Here is a 14558-nt window from a genome sequence, read left to right as displayed (position 1 = left end):
ATCCATTGTCGAAAGTCCTCTCACGCTCATCAGGCGGGAGATGGCGCCTCATCCTGGCAGGCTATCCGGAAGCCTTAGAGATACGCTCGCAATCAGCATCATCATCGTGATCTCGATGACCCTGCGCGTGCAGGGAGTTTCCCTGGCGCTGGCTCTTCTCTACCTCATGCAGCGTGAGCGTCCAGGCCTAACGTTCAGAGTCGGTCTGCAGATTCTGGCTGGTGCCGCCGCGGCCTGTGCCATGTCGTTCTTCTGGGTGCAGCTCACGGATGGGACAGAGGTCTTTCGTTTTCTTGGCGTAATGTCCTGCATCTTTGTCTCTGCCTTCTGCATGGCCGGAACGACCATTCCGCTGTTCTGGACCATCCTCGCTTTTTACGGTTTCGTCGATCTGGCAGGATGGGATACCCACCGCTCTGCCGACGCAATTGTCACCAGTACGCTGTATAACGTCGCAGCACTCGCAATCGTAGTCCTATGCGCCGGTGCCGTTGAATATGTCTTTGGAACCCGCCATCCGGCTGAAGATCTCTCGCGAGAGATGAGAAAGCGCATCTCCAGCCTGCAAAGTTTTCTTACCGCGCTGGCAGAGTCAACAAGCACCCCGGACGCAGAGGTTGCCAGGCACCATCGCAGTCTTATCCAATACGCGCATGCAGGCGATCTCTATCTGAATGAACTTTACGACCGTCTCCGGGATGCGACACCAGATCCATCGCAACTTCCTCTTGGTCTGCATTATAGGATCGGGCTCGTCGGCAGGATGCTCAACACCTGCATCGTCTTTGGCTTTCGGTTGCCGCAATCCTCTACAGAAGAACAGCGGGAGGCCTATCGCATCGTGGCGTCGCTGTGTGATGACCTGCTCCACGTCCGTCCCCTTCCCCAGGAACTTTTCCTGCCGAACGAGACACCCGAACCGCTTCGCGAGATCGGACAGGAGCTGCTTGAATTTGGCACCATTGAATCGCCCACAACGCAGGCAGCCGAAAAGCCAAGCCGGCGCCCTTCAGCATCACTATCCTGGAATATCTTCCTGCCCGGCGTATTCGATTCTCCGGCGACTATCTTTTATGCGCTCAAGCTGACCCTTGCAGCCACCATCTGCTACCTCATCTACAACGCCTTCGCGTGGCCCGGGATTCTTACCTGCGTCGTTACAGTGCTCTTTACGGGCCTCAGTTCTACTGGCGCCATGAAGCAGAAGCAGCTCTACCGATTCTCCGGTGCCGCCATCGGTGGACTTCTCGCAATCCTGGTGGTCTCGTTGTTTTATCCGAATATGGATTCGATTACATCGCTTGTCATCGTCGTTGCACCCGTCGCCTTTCTTGCTGGTTGGGTGCTTCGCAGCCAGCAGATGAGTTACATCGGCGTTCAGATCGGCTTCGGCTTCTTCCTGACAGCTCTGCCCGGCTTCAGTGCGGCAACACAGATAACACCCGCGCGAGACCGTGTCATCGGCGTCGGACTTGGCATCCTCGTCATGTGGTTCATCTTTGACCAGCTATGGCCCATTCGCACGACGGATGCCCTTCATAGCAGCTTGAACCGCATCCGGCATGCAACTGAGGAGCTGTTTCAGCTGCTTTCGAAGCCGGAAGCGGAGCGCGATCCGGGCGCATTTCAGCGCTTACGATCCGCAGTCTCTCTCGAACTGGTTAACGTGCATCAGCTGGGTTTTTCTGCCAACTTTGAGGTTGGCAGGCACAGGAAGCGCGAGCTTGCGAGGACACGACGGCTGATCAGCAAGATCGAACACTCCTCGGCTGAGTTTTATTCGGCTGCGATGCAGGGCTATCGCTCGTGAACACTTAGTCAGCTCCCGTTTAACGAGGAAGCTGATAGGTGCCTTCAATCGTCAGCTTTATAGTTTGTAAAGACGGGCCGGCAACCGGCTGGGATCCTCCGATTGCGATCTTGTATTCACCTGCCTGAACTGAGCGAATTCCTTCACCGTCCACCTCCGAGAGATCGCGCGGAGAGAGCTTGAAGAGAATACGGCGCTCCTCGCCCGCCTTGAGGCTCACCCGCTGCACGCCCTGCAGATGCAGCCTAGGCGACAGCCCCTGATTTCCATTTGCAGGAGGAATCAGGTACAGTTCGGCGATCTCGTCTCCAGCCAACGCGCTTGTGTTCTTGACCATCACACTGGCTTCCAGAGGCTCCCCTGCTTGGAGCTTCGGCTGCGACAGCTTCAGGCCGGAGTAGGAGAAGCGGCTATAACTCAAGCCATAGCCGAACTCATACAACGGCATCCCCTGGAAGTAGCGATAGGTGCGGTTCTTCATCGAGTAGTCGTCAAATGGAGGAAGGTCGCTGACGGAGCGATAGAACGTGACTGGAAGCCTGCCGCTGGGATTGTTGCGTCCATTCAGTGTCTCGGCGATCGCACGGCCTCCGAACTCGCCAGGGTACCAGGCCTCGAGCAATGCATTCGCGTGATCGTGGGCCCAGTTCAGTGCCAGCGCGGAGCCGTTGAGCGTCACAACAACCATTGGCTTGCCGGTTGCAGCAACATCCTCCAGCATCTTGACCTGACTCGCCGGCAGGGAGATATCGGTGCGATCTCCACCGGCAAAGCCATCAATATGGACCTTCATCTCCTCGCCTTCCAGCTCGGGAGATAGACCGATCATGGCAATGACCACATCGGCCTTCTTTGCGGCGTCGACAGCCTCCTGCTGCAACAGTCCGGCAGGAGGAGCCCACTCCAGCGTCATGCCGCCGCCAAAGAGTGGAGCATGATGGATGTACTCAATCACCAGGCTGCGTGGTTTGGCGTCTTGAAATGTGACGGGGAACGACGGTGTCGTATTCTCGCGAATGGTCTCACCATGTGATCCATAAACACCCACCTGTTGCCCATCAATCTTCACGGAGAAAGACTCCGTATCGCTACAGGGATAGCAGTTGGCAAGACGTACGTTAAAGTGAAAGGTTCCGGCCCTGGGAGGAAGAATTACTCCAGACCATCGGATAGCAAAAGCATCCTGTGAGAGACCGGCTACTGGCGCCGCTGAATTCCAGTCAAAATCAATCTGACGGTCGATGCGCGTTACGATCGGCTTTGCCGAAAAGTCCGGTTTGGAGTCCGCTCCCGAAAGAGCAAAGTACTCCCCCTTCAATCCCTCCTCACGGGAAGACACAGACGGACGAAGCATCGTGCGTGGAATCGGAAGCGAGGCTCCATCAGCATACGGAGAACCTTCGGCATAGACGATCTGCGCCCCAGGAAACGCTGCACGAATACTATCGAGCGGCATCTGCGGGTCCTTCGGGATTGCGTTGTAATTGCCCTCCAGAGCCGAAAGCGATGCGGCATTGGGCCCGATCACGGCAATTCGCTTATACCTGTCCTCGCGAAGAGGAAGGATGCCATCGTTCTTCAGCAGCACCATCGATTCGCGCGAGGCCTTCAGCGAGACAGCAAGATGCTCCGCCGAACGGTCAGCGCTGAACGGAATGCTGTTATAGGAAACCTTATCTGCAGGATCGAACATTCCAAGACGGATTCGGGCGACGAACAGACGCTCCAGTGCCTTGTCGATGTCACTCTCTTTCAGCAGGCCCCGTTTTACTGCATCGGGCAGCACGCGATAGGTCTCGCCACAGTTGGTATCGGTGCCGGACAGAATTCCCTGTGCCGCGGCAGTCTCTTTATCGCTGGAATAGTGATGAGCCGTCTTCTGATAAAAATCATCGATGGCGCCACAGTCGGAAGTTACAAAGCCATCGAACTTCCAGTCTTTGCGTAGAACGTCCTTCAGCAGAAAGTCATTTCCACAGGCCGGAGTTCCATCGAGCGCGTTATAAGCGCACATAATCGAGTCTGCATGAGCGTCAACGATCGCACTGCGAAACTGAGGCAGATAGGTCTCCCATAGATCGTGCTTCGACGGATCTACATTGAAGCGATGACGCTCGCTCTCCGGTCCGCTGTGCACCGCATAATGCTTTGGTGTCGCGATCACGCGAGGATGCAGCGGATCGTCTCCCTGCAATCCGGTGATAAATCCACGTCCAAGAGCAGCCGTCAGGAATGGGTCTTCTCCGTACGTCTCCTGCCCCCTACCCCATCGCGGATCGCGAAAGATATTAATGTTCGGCGACCATACCGTCAGGCCAAAGTAGATATTGTGATTGCCATGGCGAATGGCATCGTTATATTTCGCCCGTGCTTCCGTGGAGATGACCTCTCCGATCTGGTGCATCAACTCCGGGTCCCACGTAGCCGCCATGCCGATCGCCTGGGGAAACAGCGTCGAGTATCCGGAACGCGCCACGCCGTGCAGCCCTTCGTTCCAGTAATCGTAGGCTGGAACACCAAGCCTCGGGATCGCAGGAGCGGCATTGATACTCTGCATGGCTTTCTCTTCCAAAGTCATCCTGCTTACCAGATCATGCGCGCGCACTTCAGGCGACAGCGTCGGATCGAGGTATGGCGCTTGCTGCGCTCCAACCGTTGGTACGGCGAACAGGCAGGATAAAAGCGCCCCCAACACAATCAAGCGATGACGCGCATCGCTCAACCACTCCAAATGATTACGAACCATAATTGCACTCCAGATCAGCAGATCAGGGAGAATGTCTCCCTGAAGAACCCATACGATGCGCCTTCGAAACGCGCATTTGCGACATCGATGACGCCTTTCGTCCCGCGATAAACGACGCCATCTCTTGCAAGAGGGAATCTCCGTACATGCAGAGATTTCATCCCCGAGCTAGAGGATACGACACGTGTGGATGAGCTTGCGTCCATTCGGGCTCTACAGTGCGCTATAGGATCAGTGGGACGAGCTGGCTACGACCAAACGAACCGTGATTCCCTAGGCATCCCGCACCACGAAAAAGTCCGGGCGCGACTGATCGACGCTGTACCCCATGCGTTGAAGACTCAGTGACGCGGCATCCCTAGTCTCATCCCCCGGAAACACAAGCTCCCAGTACAGGAGTCTTGCGTTTTGAGCTGAGCCACAGGCGATCCCACCGCCCATACATTCAAGCCGACATGATGGTGGTCTCCCCCTGTGGACACCCATAGATTTTCCTGAACCATAGCCCACTGCAAGCCGGCTCAAATAAGTATTCAAACACCGATATAAATGACGTGTACTAAATAGCCAGGGCGCGGATCTCCGCCAGTACCTCGAGCACGGAGCTGACCTTGTTGCCGCTGAGTCCATCGAACTGCGCCCGATGAAACTCCATCAAGGGAATATCCACCTTATCCAGGAGTGCTTCGCCCGCCTTCGTAATCGTGCTGGCGACCTGCCTTCTATCGTCGCGATCACGCGAACGGTGAATCAGGCCCGCTCTCTCCATACGATCCAGCAGACGGCTCATATCCGGCGCAGCCGTAATCATGCGATCCGAGATCTCATTGCGACAAAGACCGGCCGGACCAGCGCCCCGCAGAATCCGGAGCACGTTGTACTGAATCTGCGTGATCTCGAAGGAACGCAGGAACTGATCCGTCAGATGCGAGAGATCGGAAGCAGTCTTCATGATGCTCAGATACAGCTCCTGCTCTGGAAGCCTAAACGGTTGCCGCTGTTTAATGGCCGATGCCAGAGAGATCTTTTCAGAGGTAGTCATGTTTAACGTTCTATCACTTTGTGTATAAGACATGCCGTGCCAATCCTGTTCATATCGGCGGATCGGCCATTCGATTGGCGGCTCGACCATCGAGGACGGTTTTGGCTAACTGCGCCCGATGCGTTCTCAGACCATCTCGCCTGTCGCCCAAATTGCTAGTAAAGCGCCGATGAGTATAAATTCGTCACTCTTGCGCTGAAGGAGGCCGCGGTTCGATCGTGATCACATCATACTGATCCTCACTCAGCGTCAAGTCTTGCCTTTCATCTCCATTCACTGGACATTAGCCGCTCGGTGAATCGAGAGTCTCCAATCGATCGACCTGGAGCATGGGGCTCATACAAGCCAAAAGGCCAGTCCTCTCTCGGACTGGCCTTTTGGCTTAAAACAGCTGCTCCAAGAGAAACCGATTTACTGCCATCCGCCCCCGAGCGCCTGATAAAGTTGAACTAAAGAAAGTGCTTCGTTCTGCTGTGCACTGATCAGGTTAAGGCGTGCGGTGAATAGGTTCGTATCCGTTGTCAGCACTTCCAGGTAGCCAGTTGAGCCTGCCTGATAGCGAAGGCGAGCGAGCCTTGTGGAGTCTTGTGCAGCGTCGACCAGCTTCTGCTGCTCTGATCGCGTAGCCCTAACCTTATTGACCGCAATGAGAGAGTTCGACACATCACGGAAGGCGGTGATGATCGCCTTCTGATAGGTGAGCAGCATCTCCTCTTTTTGCTGCTTCGAGAGCTCATATTGGCCGCGCAGCTTTCCACCCTGAAAAATAGGCTGGGTAAGTGAACCGATGCCGTAGATCGTTCTGGAACCGGTGTCGAACATGTTTGAGAAACTATCGCCGCCAACGCCCCCCGAAGCGCTGATCGAGAGTTGCGGGAAGAACTGTGCTCGCGCTACTCCGATCTGAGCATTCGCAGCCTTCAGTTGAGCTTCAGCTTGCTCGATGTCGGGGCGACGTTCAAGGAGTTGTGATGGCAAGCCCACAGGCAAGTCTTGCGGGACAGGCGAGAGGGCGTTTGGATCGGTGTGTACGACCGGTCCAGGTGTCTCTCCTAGCAGAAATCTCAGTGTGTTTTCTTGCTGCTGGATCAGTTGTTCCAACTGAGGGACCTGCGCGCTCGCCGTGTAGAGCAGCTGCTCAGCCTGGCGAACATCAGAGAGAGGAGCGGAGCCACCCTTCTCAAGGGTCGTTGTCAGCTTGACCGAGTCCTGCCGTGCCTTGAGCGTTTGCTTGGCGACCTCCAGTTGCTGATCGAGTGAGCGCAGAGTGAAATACGACGTCGCGACCTGGCTTACGAGCGACATGCGAACAGCCCGTTGCGCCCACTGCTGAGACAGCAACTGGTCGCGCGCCGCTTCCGTCTGCTTGCGATAGAGTCCCCAGAAGTCCGGATTCCAAGAGGCAGATAGGTTAAAGCTCCCCGCCACCAGTGGATTGGAGCCGCCGAGGGAACTTCCGAGTGAATCGGGGAGTTCTGCGCCGAGGCCGCTACCACCCACACTGAGGGTAGGAAATTGGGCCGAACGAGTGACGCGGACCTGCGACTGAGCTTCGAGCACCTTTTGGGCTGCAACGCGAAGATCATAATTGTTGACGAGCGCCTGCTTGATCAGCTCCTGCAGTTCGGGCTCGCGAAAAACTGCACTCCACTGTTGGTCACCCAGAGAGTCTTTTGCGTCGCTCGAAACTGCTGTGTCATCCGGTCCTCGGTAAGCAGGCGGTGCCGGCACCTGGGGCCGCTGGTACTTCGGGCCAATATTGCAGCCCGCAAGCACTAATGCAGTCGCGCCGGTGAGAAGTGCGGTTGTACTTTTCACGAGAGCCTTCATGCGTGATCTCCCTTTTTGGGCTGGTCTATGCCAGCCTGTTTACCGAGTTCGCGGGGGTCGATATCGTGTTCGGAGTCCATGGTCGTTCCCTTACCGCCCTTGGTATAGCGGTGCGATACGTACTCGACGAACGAGAAGGTTACAGGAACGAAGAGGATGCCGAGCGCTGTCGAAAGCAACATGCCGCCCACGACAACCGTACCCAGAATCTGACGCGAGACACCACCGGCACCTGACGCAAACCAGAGCGGCAAGCAACCACAGATGAAGGCCAGTGCTGTCATGATGATCGGGCGAAGACGGAGCCGGGCTGCGTTCAACGCTGCGTCGGCAATGCTTTGGCCGTTCTCATAGTTACTCTTGGCGAACTCGACGATCAGAATGGCGTTCTTCGCGGAAAGGCCGATCAACATAATCAGACCGATGGTTGCGAAGACGTCGTTCTCCAGTGCGCGCATATTCAAGGCGACGTAGGCGCCAAGAATGGCTACCGGTGTACTAAGCAGCACGCTGAACGGCAACGTCCAGCTCTCATATTGAGCTGCGAGGATCAGGAAGACGAAGAGGATAGACAAGCCGAAGACGACCCATGACGGCAGGCCCTTCGCTGCTTTGTCTTCCTGATACGACATACCTGAGTAGTCGAAGCCCATATCAGAAGGCATCGTCTGGTGAAAGGTGTCTTCCAGCGCCTTCATGACTTGTCCGGAGCTGTACCCAGGGGCTCCCACAATCGTGATTTGCACCGCGTTGTATTCATTAAAGCGAAGGATGAACTCCGGCCCATTGATCTTCTTAATGTTGATCAGCGAAGCTAGAGGAACTTGCCCTCCGTTAGCGCTTCGTACATAAAACTGATTGATGTTTTGAATCTTACTTCTTGTGTTGGACTCAGCTTCGACGTAGGTCTGCCATTGGCGCCCAAATCGATTGAAGTAGTTGGCGAGGTAGCCGCCCATGAATGTCTGCATGGTTGCATACACGTCTGAAAGCTGCACCTGCTGCTGAACGACCTTGTCCTTGTCCACTGAAGCGTAAATCTGCGGCACAGCGGGAAGGTACGCAGGAACCGAAGCGAGAATTTCGTGACGACTCTTCAGGGCGCCCAAGAACGCGCCAAGGTTCTTCGTTAGGTAGGTCGGATCGTCGTTGCCCGAGCGGTCCTCCAACACAAACGTCACACCGCCCGATGTGCCAACGCCTGGGATCGATGGCGGAGGGAAGCTGAACGCAATGCCATCCGGATTCATACTTAGTAGCTTTGCGACGTTCTGCTGGATCGCGCCGAACTGCTCTTCCTTCGATTTACGAACGTCCCAGTCTTTCAATGAAACGAAGAAGAACGCAGTGTTTGTGCTCTGCGTCTGCGTCAGCAGGCTGAATCCGTTGACCTGGATGACGCCGCCGACTCCCGGTGTCTTCATCAAGGCATCAGATACCTTGAGCGCAGCTTCGTCGGTACGCTGGAGCGACGAGGCGTCCGGAAGCTGCAGGGAGACGAAAGCATAGCCCTGATCTTCTGTAGGGATAAAGCCCGTCGGCAAGCGAGCTCCCAAAAGCACAGAGATGACAGCTACCGCAACCAGCGCCAGCATGGAGAAACCGGCCTTATGCAGGAGCACGCTCGAAGTCGAGACATAGTTGTCGGTAGCACGACCGAAGAACTTGTTGAACAATTCGAAGAAACGTCCGAGTAGGCCTTTTTTCTTCTCTTTGTTCGTCGGCTTCAAAAGGAGCGAGGCAAGCGCGGGGCTGAGCGTCAACGCGTTAAACGCTGAGATCAGAACCGAGATAGCAATTGTGATCGCAAACTGTTGATACAGGCGGCCGGTAATACCGGGGATCGCTGCCGTCGGAATAAAGACTGCGGCAAGAATCAGTGCGATGGCCACAACAGGGCCTCCCACCTCTTCCATTGCCCTGATGGTCGCATCCTGCGGACTCATTCCCTGGTCAATATGGTGCTCAACGGCTTCCACGACGATGATGGCGTCATCGACTACCAGGCCGATCGCCAGCACGAGCCCGAATAGGGAGAGCGTGTTGATAGAGAAGCCCAGGAGGGGAAAGATGATGAAGGTGCCGATCAACGAGACAGGGACGGCCAGTAGCGGGATCAATGTCGCGCGCCAGCCCTGCAGGAAGATGTACACGACGACGACGACGAGGGCTAGAGCCTCAAACAGTGTCAGTACGATTTCATGTAAGCCTGCCGTAACTGCCTTGGTGGTGTCGAGTGGAATATCATATTTCAGCCCGGCGGGAAAGCTCTTGGAGAGTGTCTCCATCCGCTGGTTCACATCCTTTGCAACTTGCACAGCGTTCGAGCCCGGAAGTTGATAGACACCAAATACGCCGGCCGGAGCCTTGTTATAACGGCCGTTCAGGGTATAGAACTGCTGGCCCATCTCGACGCGAGCTACATCGCTCAGGTGCAGCACGGAGCCATCGGCATTGGCGCGCACTACGATCTTGCCGAACTCCTCCGGGGTAACCAGACGGCCTTCTGTTCGGACGGTATACGTGAACTGCTGGCCCTTGGGAGCAGGGTCGCCGCCCACTTGGCCGGCAGGGTTCACGTTGTTCTGTGTCTGCAGCGCCGCAATAATCTCCGTTGCGGTCACACCGAGCTTCGCGAGTTTGTCCGGCTGCACCCAGACGCGTAATGCGTACTGTCCGCCAAACACCTGCACGCGTGCCACGCCGGGGACGCGTGTAATTTCGTCCTGTAGCTTAATGATCGCGTAGTTTGTGAGGAATTGCGCGTCGTACTTGTTTTCGGGTGACGAGAGCGCGACGATCATCAGCGGTGAAGTCAACGACTTCTGCACGGTGATGCCACCGACAGTCGCCTGCACCGGCAATTGGGCCTGGGCCTGCGATACACGGAGCTGCGTCAGAATCTGGTCAGTATCGGGGTTCGTCTTAACATCGAAGTCGACAAAGATCTGCGACTGGCCGTTGTTCGCGTTCACCGAGTACATGTAGATCATGTTGTCGACGCCGGTGATCTGTTGCTCCAACGGCGTGGATACCGCCTGCAGCAAAGTCTTCGCATCGGCGCCAGCATAGTTGGCCGTAACGTTGATTTCTGGCGGGGCGATGTCGGGAAACTGTGCTGTCGGCAGTGTCAGCATCGACACCACACCAATGATGGTGGTGAGGATCGCGATGACAATGGCCACAATTGGCCTACGAATAAAGAATTTCGACATGCTTATCTCCCAGCCGCGTCTGATGCGGCCACGGGTGACGCAGCGTGCGGAGACACCGGTACGCCTGCGCGCAGCTTTTGAATGTTGTCAACGATGAGCTTTGAACCCGCAGGCAGGCCGCCTTCGACTACCCAATCGGTGCCAACCTGCGAGCCGAGGGTGACATTGACGACCTTGACCTTGTCATCCGGGCCTACGATGTAGGCCTGTTGAGTACCCTGCAGTTCCTGGATCGCAGCCTGCGGCACCAAAATCGCGTTCCGCTGCACGTGTGTCTCTGCCGAAATGCGGCCGAACTGTCCTGGGCGAAGAACGTTGCCCGGATTCGGGAACGACGCGGCGACGCGGATCGCGCCGGTTTGAACGTTCAACTGGCGATCAACGTACACGATGTGGCCCTTGCTCTCGTACTTGTCGCCATTCGACAGAGTGAGGGTGAGAGGCAAGTCCGCAGAGCTGCTTAACAGATCGCTCGTTTTACCCTTCAGGGTCGAGAGGGCAAGGTACTCGCTGTCGCTGATCGAGAAATATACCTTGATCGGATTCATCTGCGAGACAGCAGTCAGCACCGCGTTCGGACCTACAAGGTTGCCAACCTGGGTGGTCGCCTGACCCGCAACGCCGGAGATGAGTGAGCGTACTTGCGTGAATCCCAGGTTCAGTTTGGCCGTTTCTACCGCGGCTCGCGCAGTGGCGATCTGTGCTTCGGCTGCACGCACGTTCGCGGCCTGCTGCGCAGCTGTCTGCTTATCATTGTCCAGCTGGCTCTGAGCAATCGCGCGCTGCTCCGCTAGAGGCGCGTCACGATTCACATTAATCTCGGCGAGCTGAAGCTGGGCCTTCGCCTGCCCCAACGCTCCCTCTGCCTGACCAACCTGGCCCTCTGCTTGGTCCAGGGCGGCCTGGAACGGCCGAGGATCAATCTGGAAAAGGACTTGCCCCTTGCTCACCACAGAGCCTTCACGGTAGGTCTGCTTGATGAGGTATCCGCTTACCTGTGGCTGAATCTGAGCATTAACGTATCCGTCCATCGTTCCCACCCACTCGTTGCGGAGTGGAACGTCAGTTGTATGGACGGTGATGACCGAGACCGGCAAAGGGCCCGTGGCTGGCGGCGCCTGCTGCTTCTCGCAGCCGGTCGAAAAGAGTAACAGGACGGCGGAGAGCACCAGTCCTCCGGTCGTCTGCATATTGCGGTCGCTTTTGCTCGCCGATGCGGCGGGAGGGCTCGTCTGGAAGCGCATTGAAACTCCTTGCTCAAATATCTTGCCGAACCGATGAGGCTCTTACGAATAATAGTAGATAACATACATGGATGTATGCTTGCTAAATGGATGCTTAGGAACGATGACCGATTCATTAAAGAGGCGAAGAACCAAAGAAAGCCAGCGGAAATCCTCTCCCCCGCATACGCAGGAACGTGCGATTCAAACTCGCCAAGATCTACTTAATGCGGCGCGGTTCATTTTTGCACGAGACGGTTTTGCTGTGGCAAAGTTGGAAGAAATTGCTCAAGCGGCTGGCAAAACGCGTGGCGCCCTCTACGCTAATTTCGAAGACAAAGAAGATCTGTTCTTTGCCCTCATTGCAGAGGACCTTTCACAGGACTATGAAACTTACAAGCTTAAGTTAAGTCCGAGTTCTTCTTTGGAAGAGCGTGCCCAAGTATTGACGGATAGACTCGTCGATCTGGTCCATGATCGGCAGCGCATGTTGCTCCACATTGAGTTCAAGCTGTTCACCCTCCGTCATCCCCACCGACAGGAACGTCTCGCGGAACTGCATACGGCGATGTGCTATCAGGGGTCCAGCAGCACACGGGACCTAATTCCAGAACTACACATTGAGGATACTCTCGAGCGTCGGCGGGCCATCGCCTCGTTCGGTGCGATCCTCGATGGAACGGCAATCAATCTGTTTTTCGATCCCATCGGATCGAGCGAGAGCGAAATTCGCCGCAAAATCGAACGCGAGGTCCGCGAGCATCTTGGGGATAAACTGCATGCGATGAGCGCGCCCCCACTTCTTTAGAGCGGAAATAACACTCTACGCGAGCTACTCCCGAACGGAATGAATAAGCTTTCTATTCTCTAGCGTCGATGGCTTTGGTGAGTGCTCAGAAGCCAGGGCAAGGTATTAATTTACCAGTCACACACTGAATGCAGGTCACGATATAGGCTGGCGAAAGATTTTGCGACCATACCGACTAGTTGGTAGTCTACTTAGCATGCACGGAGAAATGGCGGAACGGATTCTGAAAACGGCAGAGGCATTGATGGTTGAAAGAGGATATTCGGCTTTCAGCTACGCAGATATCGCGGAAGCAGTGCAGATCAGAAAGCCGAGCATCCATCATCACTTCCCGACAAAGGCGGGGCTTGCTGCAGCCGTTCTCAGGTCGCATCGAGAAAGGCTAATTGAGGCAACCGAACAGCTCGACCAGCAGATCGCAAATCCCTGGAAACGCCTTCAGGCCTACGTTCAACACTGGGAGGGGTGTATCCGGCGGCAGACCGTGCCGTTCTGCGTTGCTGCGCTCATGGGAGCGGAGCTCCCGTCATTGCCGGAGGAAGTGCAAATCGAAGTGCATCTCCATTTCAGTGCATTGGGTAAATGGATGGAACAAACCTTGAAGGCAGGCGTAAAGGCAGGCGTCATCAAGCTGCAGGATTCGGTGGCAACAGAAGCCCAGACGTTGATGGCTATTGTGCATGGATCGATGCTCTCTGCGCGCGCCACTGGTGGCTGCGACGTCTTCCAGATCGTTACGACAGGCGCACTTAAGCGCATCGCTGCCGCAAAACACTAACCATCGAGGCCGATCCATGCGCCTCGTCTCACCTCAAAAACCTACCTACTAGAAGATAGCGAGACATCATGCAAACGAACTCCTTTCAATCAGCCCGCTCGTTGCGGAATCTGTACTTCATCCGAACAATGTTCCAACTCATCTGGGCCGCGGGCGTGCTCTCAACGGCCCTCACGCAGCCGCGTTTTGCTGCCGCGTTGCTGATCGTATACCCGCTATGGGATGTCGCCTGCACTCTCTACGATCTGAAGACCTCTGGCGTGACCGGAAGCGCAAGGAATTCGCAGGTTATCAATGCACTTCTGGGTACGGCGACTGCTCTCGGTATCACGCTAACGGTCTTTAGTAAGCCTGCTTTTTCCATCGCAATCTTCGGTGCGTGGGCATTCGCAGCTGGCCTGCTACAGCTCGTTGCCGGGCTCATTCGCCGCAAGCAGCTCGGCGGTCAATGGGCGATGATCCTGAGCGGCGCGCAATCCACTGCGGCAGGCATCGCGTTTGTGCTCGGTGGTCTTAGCGGAAAACTTCACGCGAAAGACATGGGAGGCTATGCCATCTTCGGGGCAATTTACTTTCTCATCGGCGGAAGTCTACTGAATCGAAGACTCTCGCAGGTTTCCACAGCCCCATAAGAAGAGGGACCGGAAAGGTGTCGCACCTTCTTGCGGATCAATGATGAGGAGACGACATATCGTTCATCCCTGAGTGCATAGCTATTCGGCATCCATTAAGGATTGATCGCGCGAAGTTTGATATCAGATTCTAATACCAGACGACTACTACATCTTCGTCAGCGAAATCATGAAGGCGGAGAGAGCGTGACGGTCATTCAGGACTCTGCGCCATACCAACAACCGAATCACTCTTGAGGCCTAACAACAGGTCAACAGGACGCTAAACGAAAGCCGCTGTGTCACTTCAACGATCTGTTCGTTATTCCAGCGAGCAAACTCTGCTTCCCCGCTGACCGCAAAAACGACGATGGCTCCCTCTTCGTAGGGAGCCCAACTTTTGCCTCGTTACTTGCCCAGGAGGAAGATACTTTTTCTTCAGGGTCTTTGCTGTCCGCTCAAGATTCCAACTTAAGTCTTTGGAATCTATGGCGG

Annotated in this window: 9 protein-coding genes; 4 read left to right on the top strand and 5 right to left on the bottom strand. The window is 55.7% G+C overall.

Annotated elements, in window-relative coordinates; all coding sequences use genetic code 11:
• Window positions 1–40: 40 nt before the first annotated feature.
• Window positions 41–1810 carry an FUSC family protein gene (locus tag PW789_RS00045; protein WP_299369979.1) on the top strand — a complete coding sequence of 590 codons (1770 nt, stop codon included), beginning with the start codon at window positions 41–43 and terminating at the stop codon, window positions 1808–1810.
• Between the two features lie 19 nt (window positions 1811–1829).
• Here PW789_RS00045 and PW789_RS00040 read toward each other — a convergent pair whose 3' ends face one another.
• The 5 genes from PW789_RS00040 to PW789_RS00020 all read right to left on the bottom strand — a co-directional run bounded on the left by PW789_RS00040 (window position 1830) and on the right by PW789_RS00020 (window position 11887).
• Window positions 1830–4556, bottom strand: a complete 2727-nt coding sequence (locus tag PW789_RS00040) for a glycoside hydrolase family 3 C-terminal domain-containing protein (RefSeq protein ID WP_299369977.1) — start codon at window positions 4554–4556, stop codon at window positions 1830–1832.
• 559 nt (window positions 4557–5115) lie between these two features.
• Window positions 5116–5508, bottom strand: a complete 393-nt coding sequence (locus tag PW789_RS00035) for a MarR family transcriptional regulator (RefSeq protein WP_299369975.1) — start codon at window positions 5506–5508, stop codon at window positions 5116–5118.
• Window positions 5509–6009: 501 nt separating this feature from the next.
• Window positions 6010–7428, bottom strand: a complete 1419-nt coding sequence (locus tag PW789_RS00030) for an efflux transporter outer membrane subunit (protein ID WP_299369973.1) — start codon at window positions 7426–7428, stop codon at window positions 6010–6012.
• Window positions 7425–10643, bottom strand: a complete 3219-nt coding sequence (locus PW789_RS00025) for an efflux RND transporter permease subunit (RefSeq protein WP_299369972.1) — start codon at window positions 10641–10643, stop codon at window positions 7425–7427. Before PW789_RS00025 ends, PW789_RS00030 begins: the two co-directional genes overlap by 4 nt.
• Before the next feature lie 2 nt (window positions 10644–10645).
• A complete protein-coding gene (locus PW789_RS00020; RefSeq protein WP_299369971.1) occupies window positions 10646–11887 on the bottom strand; it encodes an efflux RND transporter periplasmic adaptor subunit in 1242 nt (413 codons plus the stop codon).
• 103 nt (window positions 11888–11990) lie between these two features.
• On the opposite strand from PW789_RS00020, the gene PW789_RS00015 reads away from it, so the two are divergent.
• The 3 genes from PW789_RS00015 (at window position 11991) to PW789_RS00005 (ending at window position 14084) form a co-directional block, all read left to right on the top strand.
• Window positions 11991–12674 (top strand): TetR family transcriptional regulator, encoded by a 684-nt coding sequence (locus PW789_RS00015; protein ID WP_299369970.1) that lies wholly within the window; start codon window positions 11991–11993, stop codon window positions 12672–12674.
• Window positions 12675–12882: 208 nt separating this feature from the next.
• Window positions 12883–13452, top strand: coding sequence for a TetR/AcrR family transcriptional regulator (locus tag PW789_RS00010; RefSeq protein WP_299369969.1), 570 nt, complete (start codon window positions 12883–12885; stop codon window positions 13450–13452).
• Window positions 13453–13520: 68 nt separating this feature from the next.
• Window positions 13521–14084, top strand: a complete 564-nt coding sequence (locus PW789_RS00005) for a hypothetical protein (RefSeq protein WP_299369968.1) — start codon at window positions 13521–13523, stop codon at window positions 14082–14084.
• Window positions 14085–14558: the final 474 nt, after the last annotated feature.

This window comes from Edaphobacter sp. (genome assembly GCF_028283685.1).
Taxonomy (GTDB): domain Bacteria; phylum Acidobacteriota; class Terriglobia; order Terriglobales; family Acidobacteriaceae; genus Edaphobacter.
The sequence above is the reverse complement of the archived record's forward strand: the minus strand, read 5'-3'. Positions and strand labels throughout refer to the sequence as shown.